Raw genomic sequence first — 20,828 nt, forward strand, 5'->3', positions numbered from 1 at the left:
GCAGAGATTTATTCGCTCTTGGGGACGAGGCGGCTGGCCAAATCGATCTCCTCCAGCAAGAACGCCAGAACAAGGCCGATGGCACCAAGCGCGGCGACGATCAGGAAGATCGGGTGGATCGCGGTCACCACCGCCTCGGCCACGGCGGTTCGCTGGGCGGGGGCGAGTGCGGCCATCTGATGTGGCCCGATCTCGCCGCCCGCGGGCAGGCTCAACCCCGAATCGGCAAGCGATGTGGCCATGCGGCCTGCAAAGAGTGCGCCGAAAGCCGCGACGGCAAGCGAGCCGCCGATCTGGCGGAACATCACGCCAGAGGCCGTCGCCGTCCCCAGCAGCTTTCGCGGCACCGCGTTCTGCACCGCCGTGGTGACGACGGGAAAGATGCAGCCCATGCCGACGCCGAGGAAGGCGAGCGAGACGCTGAAGACGATCGGACCGGTGGTGGTACTGATACGCGACAGCAGCAGCCCGGCCAGCATGATCACCCCGGTGCCGATGATTGGCAGGATGCGATAGCGGCCGGTCTTGCCCATGTAGCGCCCCGAAAGGTTTGCCGCCCCGACGATACCCAGCGTCATCGGCACCAGTTGCAACCCCGAGACGGTGGGCGACTCGCCCATTGCGAGCTGCAGATAGATCGGCAGGAAGGTCAGCGAGCCGAACATCGCGGCCCCGGCGACAAAGCCGATGGCCGAGGTGTTGCGAAACACATTGGTCGCAAACAGCGAGGGGGGCAGGATCGGCTCGCTGGCGCGGGATTCGATGCGGAAGAACAGCACGCCCGAAGCCAGCGTCAGCGCGATCAGCCCCAGCGCAAACGGCGAATCCCACGGGATGCTCTGGCCACCGAGGCTGGTCACCAGGGTCAGCGCGGCCAGTCCCAGTGACAATGTTGCAGCACCGGCCCAGTCGATCTTGTGCTGTGTGTGCGCGGTGAAATGCGGGAAGCTGAGGGTGAATCCCAGAACGGCGAGGATCCCGAAGGGCAGGTTCACGAAGAAGATCCAGTGCCAGCTTGCGACCTCGACGAACCAGCCGCCGATCAGCGGGCCAAGCATCGAGGACGAGGCAAAGACAATGGCAAAGAGCCCCTGCACCTTGCCGCGTTCGCGCGGCGGGATGACATCGCCGATCACCGCCAGCGCCAGCACGAACAATCCGCCGCCGCCAAGCCCCTGCAGGGCTCGTGCGAGGATCAGAAACAGCATCGAGCCAGACACGCCACACAGTGTCGATCCGACCAGGAACAGCCCGACCGAGACATAGACCATGGAGCGCCGGCCAAAGAGATCGCCGAGCTTGCCATAGAGCGGGGCCGAGACGGTGGAGGCCAGCACATAGGCGGTGACCACCCAGGACAGGTGATCGAGCCCGCCAAGATCGGCGACGATGGTCGGCAGCGCGGTCGCGACGATGGTCTGGTCGAGGGCGGCCAGCAGCAGCAGCACGCCGATCGAGGCAACGACAAGCCGCGTCGAGCCATGCGCCGCCTGGGCGGGTCCGTCTTCTTGCGGGGGCTGGGGGGCGGCTTCGGTCATCGGGAGTCCTCTGTTGCGCGTGATGCCGTCCCTATCGGCGGGGAATATGTGTGTCAACGGCAAGTATGTGTTGTTGGCATGTAATTGACAGATGCATGGATTGCGGCTAAGGCGCGGCTATGAAGAAACATGCTCACGGTCCACTGTCGCCGCGTTATCTGGCGGGTGTGAAGGAAAGGCTCTCGCGCGAGGGCGTAGCACCCGAGGTTGCCGCAGCGCTTCTGACGCTCGATTCGGCGGTGTTCCAGTGGCACCGCATGGCGGTGAAAGGCGATTTGCCGGCGCGTCTGGTGGCCGAAATGGGTGTGGGGCTGGAACCCTCGCAGTTTTTTGCCCTGACCGCGGTGATGCGGATCGAATGCGGCATCGGCAGACCCGCGCCCGAGGCCGCGACCGTGGGTCTTTTGGCCGAGGAACTGGCCATCGACCCGTCGCGGGCCAGCCGGATCGCGTCCGAGTTGATTGCAAGCGGGTTTCTGCGCCGCGAGGCCGATCAGAACGACGGCCGCAAGACGATCCTTCGGATGACCGAACATGCAGGCGAAACCATGGCGAACTATCGCGAGTTGAAGTGGACCAAGATCCTCGACGTGTTCGATGCCTGGGAAGACGACGAGATCACATGCTTTTCGCGGCTGTTTATGCGGTATGTCGAGGGCATTCGCGGGGCCTATGGCATCGGTTGCGCAAGCGACGATTGATGCGGGCGAACATTTGCAGAACAGACCTTTCCAGTGGCAGGGCTTTCGCCTAATCTGCGCACATGCCCGTCTTTGATGACTCAGAGGCCTTTTCGGCCGCCGTGCCGTTGTCGCGCCGTGCCATGGCCGCGCGGCCGGCCTCCTATCTCGACGACCTGAACCCGGCCCAGCGGGAGGCGGTGGAAACGCGCGACGGTCCTGTTCTGATGCTGGCGGGTGCCGGAACCGGCAAGACCAAGGCGCTGACCACCCGCATTGCGCATCTTCTCAACACCGGGGCCGCGCGCCCGAACGAGATCCTTGCCGTCACCTTTACCAACAAGGCGGCGCGCGAGATGAAGGAACGGGTGGCGCGGCTCTTGGGCGAATCTGTCGAAGGCATGCCCTGGCTTGGCACGTTTCACGCGATCTGCGTCAAGCTGTTGCGCCGGCACGCCGAGCTTGTTGAGCTGACCTCGAATTTCACCATCCTCGATACCGACGATCAGGTCCGGCTGATGAAGCAGCTGATCGTGGCCGCCGGTATCGACGAAAAACGCTGGCCCGCCCGCCAGTTGGCCGGCGTGATCGACAACTGGAAGAACCGGGCCTGGACGCCCGATGCCGTGCCCGCGGCCGAGGCGGGGGCCTTTGATCGCCGCGCGGTCGCGCTTTATGCGGCATACCAGCAGCGGCTGCAGACCCTGAACGCGGTCGATTTCGGCGATCTGCTGCTGCATGTGGTGACGATCTTCCAGCGCCACGAGGACGTACTGGCGCAGTATCGGCGCTGGTTCCGCTATATCCTTGTCGACGAATATCAGGACACCAACGTCGCCCAGTACCTGTGGCTGCGGTTGCTGGCGGGCGGGCATCACAACATCTGCTGCGTCGGCGACGACGACCAGTCGATCTATGGCTGGCGCGGCGCCGAGGTCGGCAACATCCTTCGGTTCGAAAAGGACTTCCCGGGCGCCAAGGTAATCCGGCTGGAACAGAACTATCGTTCGACCCCGCATATCCTGGCGGCTGCCTCTGGGGTCATTGCGGCCAACAAGGGGCGGCTGGGAAAGACACTTTGGACCGATCTCGAAGAGGGCGAGAAGGTTCGCCTGATCGGCCACTGGGATGGCGAGGAAGAGGCACGCTGGATCGGCGAGGAGCTTGAGTCACTGGGGCACGGCACGCGCGGGATGCAGGCGATCGGGCTCGACGATTGCGCCATCCTTGTGCGCGCGAGCCACCAGATGCGCGCCTTCGAGGACCGGTTCCTGACCATCGGCCTGCCCTATCGGGTGATCGGTGGGCCGCGTTTTTATGAGCGGATGGAGATCCGCGATGCCATGGCCTATTTCCGCCTCGCCATCGGTCCCGCAGACGATCTGGCCTTCGAGCGGGTCGTGAACACGCCAAAGCGTGGCCTTGGCGACAAGGCGCAACAGAAGATCCAGGTTGCAGCCCGGGCCAACGGCGTCAGCCTGGTCGAGGGCGCGCGGATTCTGCTGCAGGCGGGCGAGGTTGGCGGCAAGGGCGGCAAGGCGCTGGCCGAGTTGATCGCCGGGATCGACCGCTGGGCGCTGATGGTCCGGCGGGTTGACTGCAACCACGTTGAACTGGCCGAGCAGATCCTGGACGAGTCGGGCTATACCGCTATGTGGCAGAACGACAAGACGCCCGAGGCGCCGGGGCGGCTCGAAAACCTCAAGGAACTGATCAAGGCGCTGGAAGGCTTTGACAATCTTCAGGGGTTTCTGGAACACGTCGCGCTGATCATGGACAACGAGACCGAAGGCGACGAGGCCAAGGTCACGCTGATGACCCTGCATGGCGCCAAGGGGCTGGAGTTTCCAGCGGTCTTCCTGCCGGGGTGGGAGGATGGTCTGTTCCCGAACCAGCGCGCGATGGACGAAAGCGGCCTCAAGGGGCTCGAGGAAGAGCGGCGTCTGGCCTATGTCGGCATCACGCGGGCCGAACGGCTGTGCACGATCTCGTTTGCCGCCAACCGCAGGGTCTATGGCCAGTGGCAATCGCAGTTGCCCTCGCGCTTCATCGACGAATTGCCCGAGGAGCATGTCGAGGTTCTGACCCCGCCCGGTCTCTATGGCGGCGGCTTTGGCGCGGCGGCGGCCCCCTTCGGTGGCTCGCACATGGACGACCGCGCCTCGCGGGCCGATGTCTATAATTCCCCGGGCTGGAAGCGGATGCAAAGCCGTGGCGCGGCCCGCGGCATGGCGCAGCCGAAAGAGGCGCGCAACACCGTGATCGACCTTGCCGCGGTCTCGGCCTTTGCCACCGGCGACCGGGTGTTCCACTCCAAGTTCGGCTATGGCACCGTAACGGGCATCGAGGGTGACAAGCTCGAGATCGCGTTCGACAAGGCGGGGCTGAAAAACGTTGTCAGCCGCTTTGTCGTGCCAGCAGCCTCCGCAGATGATGTGCCCTTTTGACCTGCGACACTTTGTGTGCAAATAAGGTCCCCGGGCCGGTCATCCGCGCCCGCTGAGTCGAGGAGGCCCTGTATGAACATACTGGTTGTCGAAGACGATCCGAACCTGCTTGGGCTTTGGGGGCGGACGTTGGGGCGGGAGGGTCATCGCACGGTGCTGGCCGATACCGAAGCGGCCGCGTTGGCGGCGCTGGGGGACCGTCGCTTCGATCTGGTACTTCTCGATCTCTTTTGCCGCAACGGTCTGGCAAGCGGTGTCATCGGCATGGCCGCGACCCGAAGCCCCGATTGCAAGGTGGTCGTCGTCTGCGGCACTGCCGGGACCTGTGGAACAGACCTGTTCGCCCTGTCGCCGAATGTTGCGGCGGTTTTGAGCAAGCCCGTCGATATCGAGGATCTGCTGGCGGTCTGCGAGGCGGTGGGGCGGGGCCAGCGGCCTCTGCGCGTGCCGACGCCCGAGAACTGGGCGATCGAATTCCGCTCCTGAGGGCGGCGTCCGTCGGTGTGTTTCCACAAACCTTCGGACACGGTCGGCGATCCGACCAACGAAATCTTCAATAATCTGGTATCAGCCGCCTGTCGCTTCCGCGGGCCTCCGTAATCGGGGGCCGTGCAGGCGCGAACGGGCGATGTCGTTCCGCGCACCGGGAACCCCGGGGCGCGCAGCGCGGATCAGGCCTCGTAGGCGGCCTGAAGGGCGATGTCGCGGATCATGTTGCGGCTCAGCCCGATGTCGGCCAGTTCGCGGTCACTGAGCGAGGAAAGCTCGTTGTAGATCTGCGTGTAAACCGCACGACCTGCACGCCAGGCCTTGTAGGATGCAGAGATGCGGCTGGTCCAGCCAGAGAGCGGCAGGCCAGAGACGGTGGTTTGGTTGGTATAGGTCATTTTCTTCGGTCCTTTCGTACTCCGCACCGGCCGATGCCGGATCCCGGAGAGTTGTCGTTGCAGCGATAGCGCTAACGAACACTCATAAGATAGCGCCTTCGCGCCGGATTGTAATTGGCCGTTCTTTCAACGCCGCCATGCATTTTCGGACTGGATTGGCGGAATCGCTCGGCTGTCAAATTCGGCAGCCGAAGGCTGCAAATAAAAAGCGGCGGCACCAGGGAGGATTGGTGCCGCCGCAGGATCGGACAACCCAGGGAGGAGGAGGGGTTACCCGAATTCTATTGAATGTCCCGGATGCCGATCAGGCGCGCGCAGAAACCTCGCGCGCAACAGGACGGATCATCGTACGGCTCAGGCCGAGGTCGGCGAGCGAGCGATCGCTCAGCGAGGAAAGCTCTGCCACGGTCTCGCGATAGATGCGGACGCGACGGTAGCGGGCGCGGAGCGTTTCAAGCAGACCCTTGCCCTGGGCGTTTTGCAGTGCAGCGTTGCTGCGCGTGTTCAGTGCGGATTCCATAGCGCGGTTCCTTCGTTTCCTGCCGACGCCTTCGTCGGCGAACGGTCTCGTCTGTTGGATGTTAGCGGTAACTCTTGCCTCAATATAGGCACCCACGCCTCAGGTTCGACACCCAAAATTGGCAATGCTGCTATGCAGCATAAGCAGGGTCGGTGAAACCGGTAGAACGCTCCAGATCAAAAAAAAGCGGCGGCACCAAAGGGTTGGTGCAGCCGCCTGGCGTCCCGGGCTGACCCCGGGCTGGAGATCTGTAAGTGTCAGGCGATCAGCTGCGCGAAACGGACTGGCGCGCAATGTCGTCGATCATCGACCGGCTGAGGCCCATGTCACGAAGATTGCGGTCCGACAGGGCGGACAGTTCGTGACGGGTCATGATATAGCTTTCCTGGCGGCGGAGTCCTTTCAGGACTGCATTCATTGCATCGACAAGCCAATTCGAATTGGCGCGGATGTCCTGACCGTTCGCTGCGCGGGCGCTTTGCATTGTTCTCGTCCTTGGTTCTGTGGCCGGAAATGCACTCCGGAATGGAAGGCGCCCTGCGGATCGAAAAACCGCCGCGCTTTCGTAGGGCCGTATACCGCGCCACATCGCCCGCGAGTATTCAGAATTCGCTCATCCCCGCTATGCGGCTGATGCATTTTGCCATGATGTTAGCGTGACCGCATCGCTGGGCGCGGCTGAAGACGGTGTGGGGAGGGCATAAAAAAGCGGCGACACCAGGGAGGAGGAGGGTGTCGCCGCCGATAGCAGAAAACCCAGGGAGGAGGAGGGGTTCTCTGAACTCGTTCGCACCCCGGTGGGTGCTGCCCGACCCGTTGCGGGTCCGGCGGAAGAAAGGAAGCGGCGACACCAGGGAGGAGGAGGGTGTCGCCGCCAATTGCAGAAAACCCAGGGAGGAGGAGGGGTTCTCTGAACTCGTTCGCACCCCGGTGGGTGCTGCCCGACCCGTTGCGGGTCCGGCGGAAGAAAGAAGGCGGCGACACCAGGGAGGAGGAGAGTGTCGCCGCCAATTGCAGAAAACCCAGGGAGGAGGAGGGGTTCTCTGAACTTTGTTCGCACCCCGGTGGGTGCTGCCCGGCCCCGCGATCGGGGAAAGGCCGAATAGGGCGGCGGCGACACCAGGGAGGAGGAGCGTGTCACCGCCTTTGGAAGACCCAGGGAGGAGGAGGGGCCTTCCGATTTCGTCTGCGTTGCCGTTCCGGCCGCGCTACCCGTCGTGACGGGCGTTTGTCATGTGGCGACGACACCAGGGAGGAGGAGAGGTGCCGCCGCCGTATCAGAAAACCCAGGGAGGAGGACGGGTTTCTGAATTCTCTACTTCGTTCAGGCGACCCGCGCTGCTTCGCGGGCCACGTTTGCGATCATCGCCTTGCTGAGGCCAAGATCGTTGAGTTCCCGGTCCGACAGCGCGGAAAGCTCTGCCGAAACCGACCGATACACGCGGACCCGGCGGACCTGATCGCTGAGCGCGGTCATGAGGGCTGAAATCCTGCCGGCACCAACTTCGCCGCGGTTTCCATTCATGTTTCCGGCCATCGCCATCTTCGTCTTCCTTGTCCGGAGCAAAGGGGCCTTTTAGGCTACCAGGGCTCCAAATTCCCGTTTCGTGGCGCTGTGGGTCAACTGTTAGCGCCCTCGTTGGTCATAAAGATAACCTCAGCGGCTGTTGGCGCAATCGGTCGAAAGCTCAATGCCGCTATGCAGCAAATGCATGTGTAGTGTTGACCTATCGCAGGGGCCCGATGACGGCTTCGCATCCTGACGGCACAGAATTTTCGGGGTCTGCACAATAATCGCGCTGGAGTTGCGCGGATTGTTCCATGTCGCGATGGCCGGCGGTCGTCGTACGGCCGTCTGTCAAGAGGGAAGCCCCGATTTTGTGACATCACTGTTGCTGGTCTGCTCCGCAGTGCCGTGGCGATCCGGAGCGGGCAAAAGGGGGAATCATCGAACGCTTCCCCGGGCCCGAAGTGCGAGGACGCCTCGCCCGCGCCGCCGGGACCCGGGTCTTTTGGACTCGTCCCGGCCCGCGTGCCTCGGGACGGGGTGCCGATGGGATTTCATGGAATCGGCGCCGCGATTCCCCCAAAGCAGGGCGCGCGCCCTGGTGTTTCGGTCGATTCGAGCCGGTGACCGAGGGCTCTGATCCGTCGGATCGACGGTTGCGACCGCCGAGTGGGCCTTCGGGGCAACACTTGCGCGGCTTCGGTCTTTTTCTTGGGCGGCGTTGATATTGTGCGCCCTTCGGAGGCTTCCACCATATCCTGCGCCATCGCGCGCCAAATCCGTCTGACATCCCATCTGATCGAGGATTTCAGAAGTTGAGTGGGGCGCTTTCCCAAAAAGTGGTGTTGATTTCCATGTGATCCCACGGCATAAAGTTATCACGCGATGGTGACGGGCAACAAACGGGGCAACAAGACCCCAGACTTCCCCAAGTCAGGTTTCATACAGGCACCCGAAGTCATCGAAAAAACGATCCGACGTGCAGCGAGCAGAGATCCCCCCAGGTGATGCGCGCGATCGGACATACCCAGTGATGGGACGAGGGCGACGGATCAGACAACGGCAGACGTCTGGTTCGTCGTTTTCGTTCCGACACCCGGAACGAGGGGCATAAGGCAGCGAGGGACGCTCTGTGGCGTCGAACGTGTTCAGAGGTCAGGGGCGTCACAAGATAGACGCGAAGGGCAGGGTCTCGATCCCGGCCACCTTCCGGCGTGTTCTGGAAGCCAACGACCCCGACTGGACCGATGGTCTGGCCCCCAATCTTGTCATTCACTATGGTATCGCAGCCCGGGACGGTTGCCTTGAATGCTATACCATGGCCGCTGCGTCCGAAGTCGACGCCAAGATCGCGGCACTGCAGCGCGGATCCGAGAATCGGCGGGCGCTGGAAGCCTATTTCAATGCCCAGTCGCTGCCCGCAAGTGTCGATGACACCGGCAGGTTGGTGCTGTCGCAGTCCCTGCGCGACATGATCGGGCTGAAGGACGAGGCGCTGTTCGTCGCCGCCAGCGACACCTTCAAGATCTGGAACCCCGAGAGATACGAGCACGAAGTCGCGCCACGGACCGAGGTGACGTTCGCCGGCCTCAAGCCTGGCCAGGACCCGCTGACGCTGCTCGATGGGGGAGGGATCTGACCGTGCCCGCCGCCGACCACACCCCGGACCAGACCCCGCCCCATGTTCCTGTCCTGATCGACCCGCTGATCGAAGCGGTCGAACCGGTCAGCGGCCTCTGGCTTGACGGCACATTCGGCGCCGGCGGATACACGCGCCGCCTGCTCGAGGCCGGGGCCGACAAGGTGATCGGGGTCGACCGCGATCCCTCGGCGCTGGCGCTGGGGGCAGAGCTGAAGGCCGAATACGGCGAGCGGCTGGAACTGGTCGAGGGGCGTTTCTCGCAGCTCGACATATATAGTAGTGTGCCGCTGGACGGCGTGGTGCTGGATCTGGGCGTCTCGTCGATGCAGCTCGATCAGGCCGAGCGGGGATTTTCGTTCTCGCGTCCCGGTCCGCTCGACATGCGGATGGGCTCCGAGGGTCCGAGTGCCGCCGATCTGGTCAACACCGCGTCCGACACCGAACTGGCCGACATCCTGCATTTCTTTGGCGAGGAGCGGGCGGCGCGCCGGATCGCGCGCGCCATCGTGGCGGCGCGCCCCATTTCCGACACGGTAACGCTGTCCCAGGCGATCTCGGCCTGCCTGCCGCATCCGCGGCCGGGCCAGATGCATCCCGCGACCCGCAGCTTTCAGGCAATCCGGATCGCGGTGAACGACGAATTCGGCGAATTGATCGCGGGGCTCGAGGCGGCCGAGCGGGCGCTGCGCCCCGGCGGCCGGCTGGCGGTCGTGACCTTCCATTCGCTCGAGGACCGGATCGTCAAACGGTTCCTGCAGGCGCGCTCCGGCACCGCCGCACGCGCCAACCGCTATGCCCCCGAGGCCGCCGAGACGCGGGCGCAGTTCCGGCTGCTGACCCGGGGCGTGGTCGCGCCCGACGCAGACGAGACTCAACGCAACCCCCGGGCCCGCTCGGCCAAGCTGCGCGTCGCGGAACGCACATCGGCGCCGGTGACACCGATCGATCGTGGCGCCATGGGCCTGCCCGGCCCCAGCGACTGGTGGAAGGAGAAACGATGAAGGGCCTGTTCTATGTGCTTGCCACACTCGCAGTCATGGGCCTCGCCTTTTGGGCCTATCATGGCAACTACCAGACCCAGGCCGCATTGAAGGAATCGCGGCGACTGAAAGGCGAGATCGGGGATCTGCGTCAGGCGCTGGCGACGCTCGAGGCCGAATGGGCCTATCTCAACCGGCCCGAACGTCTGGCGCAGCTGGCCGAGATCAACTTCGACCGGCTGTCGCTGTTGCCGATGACACCCGAGCAGTTCGGTGGCATCGAACAGGTAACGTTCCCGGCCCCGCCGATGTTGCAGGTCAGCCAGCCGATCGAGATCCGCGGCCGCCTGCAGACTGCAGCGGTGAAACCATGATCCGCACCCCGCTGCGCCCGCTTGCCCGTGTGCTTTCGGCTCGTGCGAGGGGGGAAAACCCCGACGACATCGAACGCGAGAACCTGGCGCAACGCCACGAGGCAATGCGCGACCGGATGCGGCACCGCGCCGAAGGGCGGCTGTTCGTTCTGGCGATGTGTTTTCTGTGCGCCTATGTCGTGGTGGGCGTCCGAATGGGTATGCTGGCCGGGTCGGAACCGACCGAGGCCCAGGTTGCCTCCACCGACAGCGAAATCGTGGCCCAGCGGGCCAACATCGTCGACCGCAACGGGCGGATCCTCGCGACCAACCTGTCGACCCATTCGCTCTATGCCCAGATCCGCGACATGGTGGATCCGGTGCGCGCAGCCCAGCAACTGGCGGTGATCTTCCCCGATCTCGACGCGGCAAAGCTGCAGGCGCAGTTCACCGGCAAGGCAAAGTTCATCTGGATCAAGCGCAAGCTCAGCCCCGAGCAGATGCAGGCAGTCCACGACATCGGCGATCCGGGGCTGCTGTTCGGCCCGCGCGAGATGCGGCTTTATCCCAACGGGCGGTTGGCTTCGCACATCCTCGGGGGGGCAAGCTTTGGCCGCGAGGGCGTCGATTCGGCCGAGGTGATCGGGGTTGCCGGGGTCGAGAAGGCCTTTGACGGCTGGCTGCGCGATCCCGCCAACAACGGCGCGCCGCTGCAGTTGTCGATCGACCTGACGGTTCAGGCGGCGGCACGCGAAGTGCTTTATGGCGGCATGCGGCTGATGAATGCCAAGGGCGCAAGCCTCGTGATGATGGATGTGCACACGGGCGAGATCGTCTCGATGGTGTCGCTGCCCGATTTCGATCCGAACGACCGGCCGCGTCCGCTTCTGACCGGCGACGCCTCGGACAGCCCGATCTTCAACCGGGCGGTGCAGGGGGTCTATGAGCTTGGCTCGGTGTTCAAGCCTCTGACCGTCGCCCAGGCGATGGAACTGGGTCTGATGGGGCCCGACACGATGATCGACAGCCGCAGCCCGCTGGTCTGGGGCAAGTTCAGGATCCGCGACTTCCACAACTATGGCGCGCAGCTTTCAGTGACGGACGTGATCGTCAAGTCGTCGAACGTGGGCGCCGCTCACATCGCGATGCAGATCGGCGGCAAGCGGCAGCGCGAGTTTCTGGGGGCTCTGGGCCTGCTGGAGCCGACCCCGATCGAGATGGTCGAGGCGCCGACTGGCCGGCCGTTGCTGCCGCCGAAATGGTCCGAACTGTCGACCATGACGATTTCCTACGGTCACGGGCTATCTGTCAGCCCGGTGCATCTAGCCGCGGCCTACGCCTCGGTCCTGAACGGCGGCACACGGGTGCGCCCGACACTGCTGAAACAGACCGGGCCGCAGTATGGCGAACGGGTGGTCAGCGAGCGCAACAGCGCGGAGGTGCGCAAGATGATGCGCGCGGTTGTCACCCGCGGCACCGCAAGCTTTGGCGAGGTCAAAGGCTATTCGGTGGCCGGCAAGACCGGCTCCGCCGACAAACCCAAACCCCGCGGCGGGTATTACAAGGACAAGGTCATCGCGACCTTCGCCAGCGTCTTCCCCTCGGAGGACCCGCGCTATGTGATGATCCTGACCCTCGACGAGCCGACCGAAACCTCGGGATCGATCCCGCGCCGCACCGCGGGCTGGACGGCGGTGCCTGTTGCGGCTGAAATGATCCGGCGCACGGCGCCGCTGCTGGGGCTGCGACCACAGGTTGAAACCGGGCCGATCGTTGCGTCCTTCCGGACGTCGAATTGACTTGCGGAGCCGGTTGCGAACTGGCTTCAAAGGGGTGTGATGGCGTCGCCGCGGCAATGCGCGACGCTCGCGAGAGAGACCCGAAAAGGGGGTATTGAGCCATGAGCACCGGAGCTTGCAGATATTTGGCCGACCTCGGCCTGACCGCCAAGGGGGGGGACAGCGCCCGCATCCTCGGGCTTGCCGTCGACAGCCGCGAGGTCGGGCCCGGCTACCTGTTCGCCGCCTTGCCGGGCACCCGCGTGCATGGCGCCGAATTCATCAAATACGCCCTTCGCATGGGGGCCTCGGCGATCCTGACGGACGCAGAGGGTGCCCGCATCGCGTCGCGGGACCTGGCCGCGGGCGATGCGGCGCTGGTCGTGGTCGAGGATCCGCGCTCGGCGCTGGCCGGCGCGGCGGCGCTGTGGTTCGCCGCCCAGCCCGACGTCATGGTCGCTGTCACCGGCACCAACGGCAAAACCTCGGTTGCGAGCTTCACCCGCCAGATCTGGGGGGCCATGGGCCTGTCGGCGATCAATCTCGGCACCACAGGGATCGAAGGCGCGTGGGAGGCACCGCTTGCCCACACCACGCCCGAACCGATCACGCTGCACCGGGCGCTGGCCGAGGCGGTGGCCAATGGCGTGACCCACGCCGCGATGGAGGCCTCGTCCCACGGGCTGTCCCAGCGACGGCTCGACGGGATCCGGCTGGCGGCTGCGGGGTTCACCAACCTCACGCAGGACCACCTCGACTATCACCATGATCTGGCAGAGTATTTCAATGCCAAGGCAGAGTTGTTCCGCAGCGTTCTGGGCGAGGATGGCGTGGCTGTCGTGCAGGTCGATACCGGCCCCGGCAAGCGGATGGCAGAGCTTGTCGATGACCTTGGGCAGGAACTGATCCGGGTCGGCCGATCCGAGACCTGCCATCTGAGGATCCTTGGTCTGCGGTTCGACAGTACCGGTCAGGACCTGCGGTTCTCGTGGAACGGCGCGGTCCGGCAGGTCCGGCTCGAATTGATCGGCGGCTTCCAGTCCGAGAACGTCATGCTCGCGGCGGGGCTTGTCATCGGGTCGGGCAGCGACCCGGTCGAGGTGTTCAATGCCCTGCCACAGATCCGCGGCGTGCGCGGCCGCATGCAGCTTGCCGCGCGGCGCGACAACAGTGCCTCGGTCTTTGTCGATTACGCCCACACCCCCGATGCGCTGGCGACCGCGCTGCAGGCGCTGCGCCCGCATGTCATGGGCCGGCTGATCTGTGTCTTCGGCGCGGGCGGCGACCGGGATCGCGGCAAGCGGCCTTTGATGGGGCAGGCCGTCGCCGCACACGCCGATGTCGCCTTCGTCACCGACGACAATCCGCGCAGCGAGGATCCGGCCGAGATCCGCCGCGCGGTGCTTGAAGGCTGCCCCGATGCGACCGAGATCGCCGACCGGGCCGAGGCGATTCTGCGCGGCGTCGATGCGCTGGAGCCCGGCGACGCACTGCTGATCGCCGGCAAGGGCCACGAAACCGGGCAGACCGTTGGCGACACCGTCTATCCCTTCGATGATGTGGAACAGGCCAGCGTCGCAGTGGCAGCGCTTGACGGGCATCTGACATGAGCGTGCTCTGGACGGCCGGGGATGCGGCCGCAGCGACGGCCGGCCGGGCCACGGCGCCCTGGCAGGCGACCGCCGTGTCGATCGACAGCCGGTCCATCGAGCGCGGTGCGCTGTTCGTCGCCCTGAGGGATGTCCGCGACGGTCACGATTTCGTCGCCGATGCTCTGGCAAAGGGCGCCTCTGCTGCCCTGGTCGACCATGTGCCCGAGGGCGTGGCCCCGGATGCGCCGCTGCTGATCGTGCCGGACGTTCTGAAGGGACTGGAGGATCTGGGACGCGCCGCCCGGGCGCGGACGCGGGCCAAGGTCATCGGCATCACCGGTTCGGTCGGCAAGACCTCGACCAAGGAGATGCTGCGCGCGATCCTTGGCGGCCAGGGTAGGGTTCATGCCGCCGAGAAAAGCTATAACAACCACTGGGGCGTGCCGCTGACGCTGGCGCGGATGCCGCAGGACACCGATTTCGCGGTGATCGAGATCGGCATGAACCACCCGGGCGAAATCGCCCCGCTGGCGCGGCTTGCCGATCTCGATGCCGCGGTGGTGACCATCGTGGCCGCCGCGCACCTTGCCGCCTTCGAGGGGATCGAGGGCATCGCGCGAGAGAAGGCGGCGATCTTCGAGGGGCTGCGCCCCGGCGGGATTGCGGTGCTGAATGCCGATATTCCGACCGCAGGGATCCTGTTCGACACCGCCCGCGCACACGGCGCCCGCGTCTTCGGCTTCGGCGCGGCGGGCGAGCAGGCGATTCTGGTCAGTGCCTCGGTTGTCGGCTGTCAGACCGTGGTGGAGGCAGAGTTCCGGTTCGACCCGGACGGCCCCGCTCAGCGCGCGCTGTTCAAGCTTGCCTCGCCGGGGCGGCATTTTGCCATGAACGGGCTGGCCGCGCTGACCGTGGCACTGGCCTGTGGCGCCGACCTTGCGCTGGCGACGGGCGATCTGGGCCGGTGGAAGCCGGTCGATGGGCGCGGCCTGCGCCAGCAGGTCCGGCTTGACGTGGTCGACGACCGGCAGACCATCGACCTGCTCGACGACAGCTATAACGCCAACCCGGCCTCGGTCGGTGCGGCGCTTGACATGCTGGCGGCGACCGAGCCGCACGACGGTGTCGGGCGCGTCGCCAAGGGCCGGCGCATCGCCATTCTTGGCGACATGCTGGAACTTGGCCCGCAGGAGCAGGCGTTGCACGAGGCGCTGGTCGACCACCCGGCGCTGGCATCCATCGATGTGATCCATTGCGTCGGCGATCGCGCCCGCTGGCTTTGGGACGTGCTGCCACGCGAGCGTCGCGGGCTCTGGACCGAGGACAGCGCCGGGATGGCGCGCCATGTTCACGGCATCCTCGACGCCGGCGACATCGTGCTGGTCAAGGGGTCTCTCGGCATCCGTCTTGCGCGGGTCGTTGACGCCATCCGCAAACTCGGCCAATCGGTGCCGGATGATATCTGAGGGACGGGCAGGATGCTCTATTGGCTCACGAACTTCACGGACGGCGGAGGTTTTTTCAACCTTTTCCGATACATAACATTTCGTAGCGGTGGCGCGTTCTTCACTGCCCTGATCTTCGGATTCCTGTTCGGCCGGCCGCTGATCGACCTTTTGCGGCGCAAGCAGGGCAAGGGCCAGCCGATCCGCACCGATGGGCCCGAGGGGCATTTCGCCAAGGTCGGCACCCCGACCATGGGCGGGGTTCTGATCCTTGGTGCGCTCGTGGTCTCGACGCTTCTGTGGGCGCGGCTCGATACGCCCTTCGTCTGGATCGTGCTGTTCGTCACCATGGGCTTTGGCGCGATCGGCTTTGCCGACGACTATGCCAAGGTGTCAAAACACACCACGGCCGGCGTTTCGGGGAAGGTCCGGATGCTGGTCGGCGTCCTGATTGCCGCGGCCGCGAGTGCGGCGGCCGCCTATTTTCATCCGCCCGAGCTGACCGGTCAGCTGACGCTGCCGGTCTTCAAGGCCGCCTTCATCAACCTCGGCCTGTTCTATGTGCCGTTCTCGGTGGTGGTGATCGTCGGCGCGGCGAATGCCGTCAACCTGACCGACGGGCTTGACGGGCTGGCCATCATGCCGGTGATGATCGCCGCCGCGACGCTGGGGGTGATCGCCTATGCCGTGGGCCGGGTCGATTTCGCGACCTACCTCGAGGTGCCCTATGTGCCCGGCACCGGCGAGTTGCTGGTGTTCGTCGCAGGGCTGATCGGCGGCGGGCTGGGGTTCTTGTGGTACAACGCGCCGCCCGCGGCGGTGTTCATGGGCGACACCGGCTCGCTGGCACTCGGCGGTGCGCTTGGCGCCATTGCCGTGGTGACAAAGCACGAGATCGTTCTGGCCATCGTTGGCGGGCTGTTCGTGGTCGAGGCGCTGTCGGTCATCATCCAGGTCGCCTATTTCAAGAGCACCGGCAAGCGCGTGTTCCTGATGGCGCCGATCCATCACCATTTCGAAAAGCGCGGCTGGGCCGAGCCACAGATCGTGATCCGGTTCTGGATCATATCGCTGATCCTGGGGCTTGTCGGCCTGGCCACGCTGAAGGTGCGCTGAGGCACGACAGCGACCGGGGACAAGGACTGTCTGTGGCCACGGCTGTACCCGGCTTGGCGGCGTGATAGGACGCGGCAAGGTGTGATCGAAAAGGAGCAGCGATGATCCCGGTGAGAGGACTTGACGGCGAGAAGGTCGTTATTCTGGGTCTGGGCCGCTCTGGCCTGACCGCGGCGCGGGCGATCCTGGCAGGCGGTGGCGAGCCGCTGTGCTGGGATGACGGTGCGGCCGGGCGCGAGCGGGCCGAGGCCGAGGGCTTCGCGCTGGTCGATCCGACCCGTGCCGGCGCGCTCGCGGGCGTGTCGCTTCTGGTGACATCGCCCGGCATCCCGCATCTCTATCCCGCGCCGCATCCTGCGATCGCGGCCGCCCTCAAGGCGGGCGTGCCGGTCGACAACGACATCGGCCTGTTCTTCCGCTCGGTCGCGGCCGATGACTGGGACACGATGGACAAGATCCCGCGCGTCGTCGCGGTCACCGGATCGAACGGCAAATCGACCACCTCGGCGCTGATTGCCCACCTGCTGGCCGAAGCCGGCCGTCCGGTGCAGCTTGCCGGCAATATCGGTCGTGGCGTGCTCGATATCGATCCGCCCGAAGAGGGCGGGGTCGTGGTGCTGGAGCTCAGCTCCTACCAGACCGAGCTGGCGCGCGCGCTGACCCCCGATATCGCCGTCTTCACCAATCTCTCGCCCGACCACCTCGACCGGCACGGCGGTTATGGCGGCTATTTCGCGGCCAAGCGGCGGCTGTTTGCCGAAGGCGGCCCGGACCGCGCCGTCATCGGTGTCGACGAGGCCGAGGGGCAGTTCCTGGCCGACCAGATGGGCGAGGGGCTGGCCGACGACCGGGTGATCCGGGTGTCGGCGGGGCAGAAACTCGACGGGCCCGGCTGGTCGGTGTTCGCCCGCAAGGGGTTTCTGGCCGAATACCGCAAGGGCCGGCAGGTCGCCTCGATCGACCTGCGCGGGATCAAGGGTCTGCCGGGCGCCCACAACCATCAGAACGCCTGCGCGGCCTATGCGGTCGCGCGCACGCTTGGCGCGGCGCCGCGGCTGGTCGAGGCCGGGCTGCACAGCTTTGCCGGGCTGCCGCACCGGTCGCAACTGGTGGCCGAGGCGGCCGGCGTGCGCTTTGTCAACGACAGCAAGGCGACCAATGTCGACAGCGCGGCAAAGGCCCTGCAGGCCTTCGATCGCATTCGCTGGATCTGTGGCGGGCTTGAGAAGGAGGGCGGGCTTGCAGGTCTGCACCCCTATCTGGGGCAGGTCGCGCGCGCCTATGTGATCGGGCGGGAGGCCGAGCATTTCGCGCTGGGACTGGGCGCGGGAGTTGCAACCGAGATCTGCGGGACGATGGAGCGGGCGGTGGCGCGCGCGGTCGAGGATGCAGCGCCGGGCGAGACGGTGTTGCTGGCCCCGGCGGCGGCAAGTTTCGATCAATACGACAGCTTCGAGCGGCGGGGCGAAGATTTCGTCGCCCGGGTCAGGGCGCTGATCGGGGCGTGAGGCGTCCGACGGCGGTTTTGCCGGCGCTGTGGTCGGGGGCGCTGCCCCCGTCGCGGCGGGCCGCGACTCCCCCGAGGTATTTTCGCCAAGAAGAAGAGCTTGGCGGGCGCGAGGGTTTGCGGGCCGGTGCCGGAGCTTGAATGGTGCGGGGGTCAGGCGCTGGCGATTGCCGTGCCGGCGGCCCAGCCCGAGGACCAGGCCCACTGGAAGTTGTAGCCGCCGAGCCATCCCGTGACATCGACGCATTCGCCGATGAAATAGAGCCCCGGCACTGCGCGGCATTCCATGGTGCGGGCGGAAAGGGCGCCGGTATCGATGCCGCCCAGCGTCACTTCGGCGGTGCGATAGCCTTCGCTGCCGGTGGGGGTGAGGCGCCAGGCCGATATCCGTTGGTTCAGGGCGGCGAGGGCTGTATCGGACTGGTCCGCGAGGTTGCCCGAAAGCCCGCTGTCCGCGACGATCTGCGTGGCAAGGCGGACGGGCAGGTGGGCGCCAAGCGCGCGGGCCAGCGACTGCCGGCCGTGCCGGGACCGTTCGGCGGCCAGAGCGGCTGCAACGTCGGTTCCGGGCGCGAGGTCGATCTCGATCGCATCGCCCTCGCGCCAGCAGGTCGAGATCTGCAGGATCGCCGGCCCCGACAGGCCGCGGTGGGTGAAGAGCAGCGCCTCGCGGAAGCTTTCGCCATTGCAGGTGACCCGGGCCTCGGTCGCGATGCCGGCAAGCGCGCGCAACTGGTCCAGCACGGGTCCGCCGAAGGTCAACGGCACCAGCGCGGGCCGCGTTTCGGTCACCGGAATGTCGAACTGCGCGGCGATGCGATAGCCGAACCCGCTGGCCCCCATCTTCGGGATCGACTTGCCGCCCGTCGCGACCACCAGCCGCCGCGCCGCGACCCCGATGTCCCGACCGTTTCGCCGCAGGGTGACGGCAAAGCCCCCGTCCGCGCGCGCGATCTCGACCACCTCGGTCTGCAGCCACAGGTCGGCGCCGGCCGCGGCCATTTCATCGAGCAGCATCTGCACGATCTGCCGGGCCGAGCCGTCGCAGAACAACTGTCCGAGGGTCTTTTCATGCCAGGCGATGCCATGGCGGGCGACGAGGTCGAGGAAATCCCACTGGGTATAGCGGCTGAGGGCGGATTTGCAGAAATGCGGGTTCTGGCCGAAGAAATTCTCCGCAGACGTGCCGATATTGGTGAAGTTGCACCGCCCGCCGCCGGATATGCGGATCTTTTCCCCGGCGGCCTCGGCATGGTCGATCACGAGGCAGCGCCCGCCGGCGTGGGCTGCGCACATCAGGCCCGCGGCCCCGGCACCAAGGATCAGCGTGTCGATCTGCATGAGGACCCATGACCATGGGCGGCGGCCGGGCGCAAGGGTAACCGGATTCGGGATCTGCCGGGGCGCTGAGGATCGGGCAATCGGTCCCGGAACGGGTGCCGGCCTGCGGTGCCATTGCGACATCGACCGCCTGCGGGTTTGCCGCCGGCCCGTGCCCGCAGCGTCACCTTGCCGGGACCTCGCAGGCGCGACGCGTGTCATTATTTCTGGCCAGATCCCGCCGATGCGTCTACACTTTGCCACAGATCCGGACAAACCGGACTTCGACAGGCAGAGTAGCGGTATCCCCATGACAGAAATGGTCTATGGAATCGCGCCCGCACGTTCGGGCGATCCGGTTCTTCCTCGCTGGTGGCGTACGGTCGACAAGTGGACCATGTCGGCGATCCTTCTCCTTTTCGGCATCGGGCTGTTGCTGGGGCTGGCGGCCTCGCCGCCGCTTGCTGCCCGCAACGGGTTGCAATCCTTCCACTATGTCGAGCGGCAGCTGTTCTTTGGCGGGCTTGCCATGGTGACCATGATGCTGGTGTCGATGATGTCGCCGGTGATGGTGCGCCGGCTTGCGGTCCTGGGGTTCGCCGTTTCCTTCGTCGCGCTGGCCTTGCTGCCGATGTTCGGCACGGATTTCGGCAAGGGTGCGGTGCGGTGGTATTCCTTCGGGTTCGCCTCGGTCCAGCCGTCCGAGTTTCTCAAGCCCGCCTTCGTGGTGCTGAGCGCCTGGCTGATGGCGGCGAGCCAGGAGGTCGGCGGACCTCCGGGCAAGGCGCTGTCCTTTGTCATGGCAATCACCATCGTGGGGCTGCTTGCGATGCAGCCGGACTTTGGCCAGGCGGCGCTGATGCTGTTTGCCTGGGGGGTGATGTATTTCGTCGCCGGGGCGCCGGTGATGATTCTGACCACGATTGCGGGCGGTGTCGTCGGCTTCGGCGTTCTCGCCTACAACTCCTCCGAGCACTTTGCCCGCCGCATCGACGGCTTCCTGTCGGCCGAAATCGACCCGAGGACCCAGATCGGATATGCGACGAACGCGATCCAGGAGGGCGGCTATTTCGGCGTTGGCGTCGGCGAGGGCCAGGTGAAATGGTCGCTGCCCGATGCCCATACCGATTTCATCATTGCGGTCGCGGCCGAGGAATATGGCCTGATCCTGGTGATGCTGATCATCCTTCTGTTCACCGTCATCGTCATGCGCTCGCTGTTTCGGCTGATGAAGGAACGCGACCCGTTCATCCGGCTTGCCGGCACCGGGCTTGCCTGCATGTTCGGCGTGCAGGCGATGATCAACATGGGCGTTGCGGTGCGGCTGCTGCCGGCCAAGGGCATGACGCTGCCCTTCGTCAGCTATGGCGGCTCGTCGCTGATCGCGGGCGGCATTGCCGTCGGCATGTTGCTGGCCTTTACCCGCACCCGCCCGCAGGGCGAGATCGCCGATATCTTCCGGCGGCGGGGACATTGATGCAGGACCGGGGGGATGTGGCAGATCTGTCGCCGCCCC

18 protein-coding genes are annotated in these 20,828 nt (G+C 65.7%); 12 read left to right on the top strand and 6 right to left on the bottom strand.

Going from position 1 to position 20,828, the window contains the following annotated elements:
* Positions 1 to 8: 8 nt before the first annotated feature.
* Positions 9 to 1,538, bottom strand: coding sequence for an MDR family MFS transporter (locus DQG17_RS15815; protein ID WP_116133824.1), 1,530 nt, complete (start codon positions 1,536 to 1,538; stop codon positions 9 to 11).
* A 119-nt stretch (positions 1,539 to 1,657) separates the two neighbouring features.
* On the opposite strand from DQG17_RS15815, the gene DQG17_RS15820 reads away from it, so the two are divergent.
* The 3 genes from DQG17_RS15820 to DQG17_RS15830 all read left to right on the top strand — a co-directional run bounded on the left by DQG17_RS15820 (position 1,658) and on the right by DQG17_RS15830 (position 5,151).
* On the top strand, positions 1,658 to 2,239 hold the full coding sequence (locus tag DQG17_RS15820) for a MarR family winged helix-turn-helix transcriptional regulator (RefSeq protein WP_116133825.1): 582 nt from the start codon (positions 1,658 to 1,660) through the stop codon (positions 2,237 to 2,239).
* 62 nt (positions 2,240 to 2,301) lie between these two features.
* A complete protein-coding gene (locus DQG17_RS15825) occupies positions 2,302 to 4,665 on the top strand; it encodes an ATP-dependent helicase (RefSeq protein ID WP_116133826.1) in 2,364 nt (787 codons plus the stop codon).
* 72 nt (positions 4,666 to 4,737) lie between these two features.
* The gene (locus tag DQG17_RS15830) at positions 4,738 to 5,151 is read left to right on the top strand and encodes a response regulator (protein WP_116133827.1); all 414 of its coding nucleotides are present in this window, start codon (positions 4,738 to 4,740) and stop codon (positions 5,149 to 5,151) included.
* A 185-nt stretch (positions 5,152 to 5,336) separates the two neighbouring features.
* Here DQG17_RS15830 and DQG17_RS15835 read toward each other — a convergent pair whose 3' ends face one another.
* From DQG17_RS15835 to DQG17_RS15850, 4 genes are all read right to left on the bottom strand, one after another.
* Positions 5,337 to 5,552, bottom strand: a complete 216-nt coding sequence (locus DQG17_RS15835) for a DUF1127 domain-containing protein (RefSeq protein ID WP_116133828.1) — start codon at positions 5,550 to 5,552, stop codon at positions 5,337 to 5,339.
* Positions 5,553 to 5,856: 304 nt separating this feature from the next.
* On the bottom strand, positions 5,857 to 6,072 hold the full coding sequence (locus DQG17_RS15840) for a DUF1127 domain-containing protein (protein ID WP_116133829.1): 216 nt from the start codon (positions 6,070 to 6,072) through the stop codon (positions 5,857 to 5,859).
* Positions 6,073 to 6,337: 265 nt separating this feature from the next.
* On the bottom strand, positions 6,338 to 6,661 hold the full coding sequence (locus DQG17_RS22165) for a DUF1127 domain-containing protein (protein WP_369908053.1): 324 nt from the start codon (positions 6,659 to 6,661) through the stop codon (positions 6,338 to 6,340).
* Positions 6,662 to 7,396: 735 nt separating this feature from the next.
* Positions 7,397 to 7,549: a DUF1127 domain-containing protein gene (locus tag DQG17_RS15850; RefSeq protein ID WP_232829465.1), complete on the bottom strand. Its 153-nt coding sequence runs from the start codon at positions 7,547 to 7,549 to the stop codon at positions 7,397 to 7,399.
* 1,174 nt (positions 7,550 to 8,723) lie between these two features.
* Between DQG17_RS15850 and mraZ the strand changes: the two genes are divergently transcribed.
* From mraZ to murD, 8 genes are all read left to right on the top strand, one after another.
* Positions 8,724 to 9,218 carry a division/cell wall cluster transcriptional repressor MraZ gene (gene mraZ / locus DQG17_RS15855; RefSeq protein WP_116133934.1) on the top strand — a complete coding sequence of 165 codons (495 nt, stop codon included), beginning with the start codon at positions 8,724 to 8,726 and terminating at the stop codon, positions 9,216 to 9,218.
* Between the two features lie 2 nt (positions 9,219 to 9,220).
* Entirely contained in the window at positions 9,221 to 10,222 is a 1,002-nt protein-coding gene (gene rsmH / locus DQG17_RS15860; RefSeq protein ID WP_116133830.1) for a 16S rRNA (cytosine(1402)-N(4))-methyltransferase RsmH, read from the top strand.
* Entirely contained in the window at positions 10,219 to 10,575 is a 357-nt protein-coding gene (locus tag DQG17_RS15865) for a cell division protein FtsL (RefSeq protein ID WP_116133831.1), read from the top strand. Before rsmH ends, DQG17_RS15865 begins: the two co-directional genes overlap by 4 nt.
* On the top strand, positions 10,572 to 12,353 hold the full coding sequence (locus DQG17_RS15870) for a penicillin-binding protein 2 (RefSeq protein ID WP_116133832.1): 1,782 nt from the start codon (positions 10,572 to 10,574) through the stop codon (positions 12,351 to 12,353). Before DQG17_RS15865 ends, DQG17_RS15870 begins: the two co-directional genes overlap by 4 nt.
* A gap of 101 nt (positions 12,354 to 12,454) precedes the next feature.
* The gene (locus DQG17_RS15875; protein ID WP_116133833.1) at positions 12,455 to 13,942 is read left to right on the top strand and encodes a UDP-N-acetylmuramoyl-L-alanyl-D-glutamate--2,6-diaminopimelate ligase; all 1,488 of its coding nucleotides are present in this window, start codon (positions 12,455 to 12,457) and stop codon (positions 13,940 to 13,942) included.
* Positions 13,939 to 15,390, top strand: coding sequence for a UDP-N-acetylmuramoyl-tripeptide--D-alanyl-D-alanine ligase (gene murF, locus DQG17_RS15880; protein ID WP_116133834.1), 1,452 nt, complete (start codon positions 13,939 to 13,941; stop codon positions 15,388 to 15,390). The genes DQG17_RS15875 and murF overlap by 4 nt, the downstream gene beginning before the upstream one ends.
* Positions 15,391 to 15,402: 12 nt before the next feature.
* Complete coding sequence (mraY, locus tag DQG17_RS15885; RefSeq protein WP_116133835.1) at positions 15,403 to 16,485, top strand: phospho-N-acetylmuramoyl-pentapeptide-transferase; 1,083 nt, start codon at positions 15,403 to 15,405, stop codon at positions 16,483 to 16,485.
* A 101-nt stretch (positions 16,486 to 16,586) separates the two neighbouring features.
* A complete protein-coding gene (gene murD / locus DQG17_RS15890) occupies positions 16,587 to 17,993 on the top strand; it encodes a UDP-N-acetylmuramoyl-L-alanine--D-glutamate ligase (RefSeq protein WP_116133836.1) in 1,407 nt (468 codons plus the stop codon).
* Positions 17,994 to 18,145: 152 nt separating this feature from the next.
* Here the strand turns inward: murD and DQG17_RS15895 are convergent, their stop codons facing one another.
* Complete coding sequence (locus DQG17_RS15895; RefSeq protein WP_116133837.1) at positions 18,146 to 19,333, bottom strand: NAD(P)/FAD-dependent oxidoreductase; 1,188 nt, start codon at positions 19,331 to 19,333, stop codon at positions 18,146 to 18,148.
* Between the two features lie 289 nt (positions 19,334 to 19,622).
* On the opposite strand from DQG17_RS15895, the gene DQG17_RS15900 reads away from it, so the two are divergent.
* Positions 19,623 to 20,789: a putative peptidoglycan glycosyltransferase FtsW gene (locus tag DQG17_RS15900; RefSeq protein WP_116133838.1), complete on the top strand. Its 1,167-nt coding sequence runs from the start codon at positions 19,623 to 19,625 to the stop codon at positions 20,787 to 20,789.
* Positions 20,790 to 20,828 lie beyond the last annotated feature (39 nt).

It is taken from the genome of Tropicimonas sp. IMCC34043, assembly GCF_003390845.1.
Lineage (GTDB): Bacteria > Pseudomonadota > Alphaproteobacteria > Rhodobacterales > Rhodobacteraceae > Tropicimonas.

Bases quoted from the DNA above. Each gene is read 5' to 3' on its own strand.
- DQG17_RS15815 (WP_116133824.1), bottom strand. From the start codon at position 1,538: ATGACCGAAGCCGCCCCCCAGCCCCCGCAAGAAGACGGACCCGCCCAG.
- DQG17_RS15830 (WP_116133827.1), top strand. From the start codon at position 4,738: ATGAACATACTGGTTGTCGAAGACGATCCGAACCTGCTTGGGCTTTGG.
- murF (WP_116133834.1), top strand. From the start codon at position 13,939: ATGAGCGTGCTCTGGACGGCCGGGGATGCGGCCGCAGCGACGGCCGGC.
- DQG17_RS15850 (WP_232829465.1), bottom strand. From the start codon at position 7,549: ATGACCGCGCTCAGCGATCAGGTCCGCCGGGTCCGCGTGTATCGGTCG.
- DQG17_RS15825 (WP_116133826.1), top strand. From the start codon at position 2,302: ATGCCCGTCTTTGATGACTCAGAGGCCTTTTCGGCCGCCGTGCCGTTG.
- DQG17_RS15840 (WP_116133829.1), bottom strand. From the start codon at position 6,072: ATGGAATCCGCACTGAACACGCGCAGCAACGCTGCACTGCAAAACGCC.
- DQG17_RS15875 (WP_116133833.1), top strand. From the start codon at position 12,455: ATGAGCACCGGAGCTTGCAGATATTTGGCCGACCTCGGCCTGACCGCC.
- murD (WP_116133836.1), top strand. From the start codon at position 16,587: ATGATCCCGGTGAGAGGACTTGACGGCGAGAAGGTCGTTATTCTGGGT.
- DQG17_RS15835 (WP_116133828.1), bottom strand. From the start codon at position 5,552: ATGACCTATACCAACCAAACCACCGTCTCTGGCCTGCCGCTCTCTGGC.
- mraY (WP_116133835.1), top strand. From the start codon at position 15,403: ATGCTCTATTGGCTCACGAACTTCACGGACGGCGGAGGTTTTTTCAAC.
- DQG17_RS15895 (WP_116133837.1), bottom strand. From the start codon at position 19,333: ATGCAGATCGACACGCTGATCCTTGGTGCCGGGGCCGCGGGCCTGATG.
- DQG17_RS15820 (WP_116133825.1), top strand. From the start codon at position 1,658: ATGAAGAAACATGCTCACGGTCCACTGTCGCCGCGTTATCTGGCGGGT.
- DQG17_RS15900 (WP_116133838.1), top strand. From the start codon at position 19,623: ATGACAGAAATGGTCTATGGAATCGCGCCCGCACGTTCGGGCGATCCG.
- DQG17_RS15870 (WP_116133832.1), top strand. From the start codon at position 10,572: ATGATCCGCACCCCGCTGCGCCCGCTTGCCCGTGTGCTTTCGGCTCGT.
- DQG17_RS15865 (WP_116133831.1), top strand. From the start codon at position 10,219: ATGAAGGGCCTGTTCTATGTGCTTGCCACACTCGCAGTCATGGGCCTC.
- DQG17_RS22165 (WP_369908053.1), bottom strand. From the start codon at position 6,661: ATGTGGCGCGGTATACGGCCCTACGAAAGCGCGGCGGTTTTTCGATCC.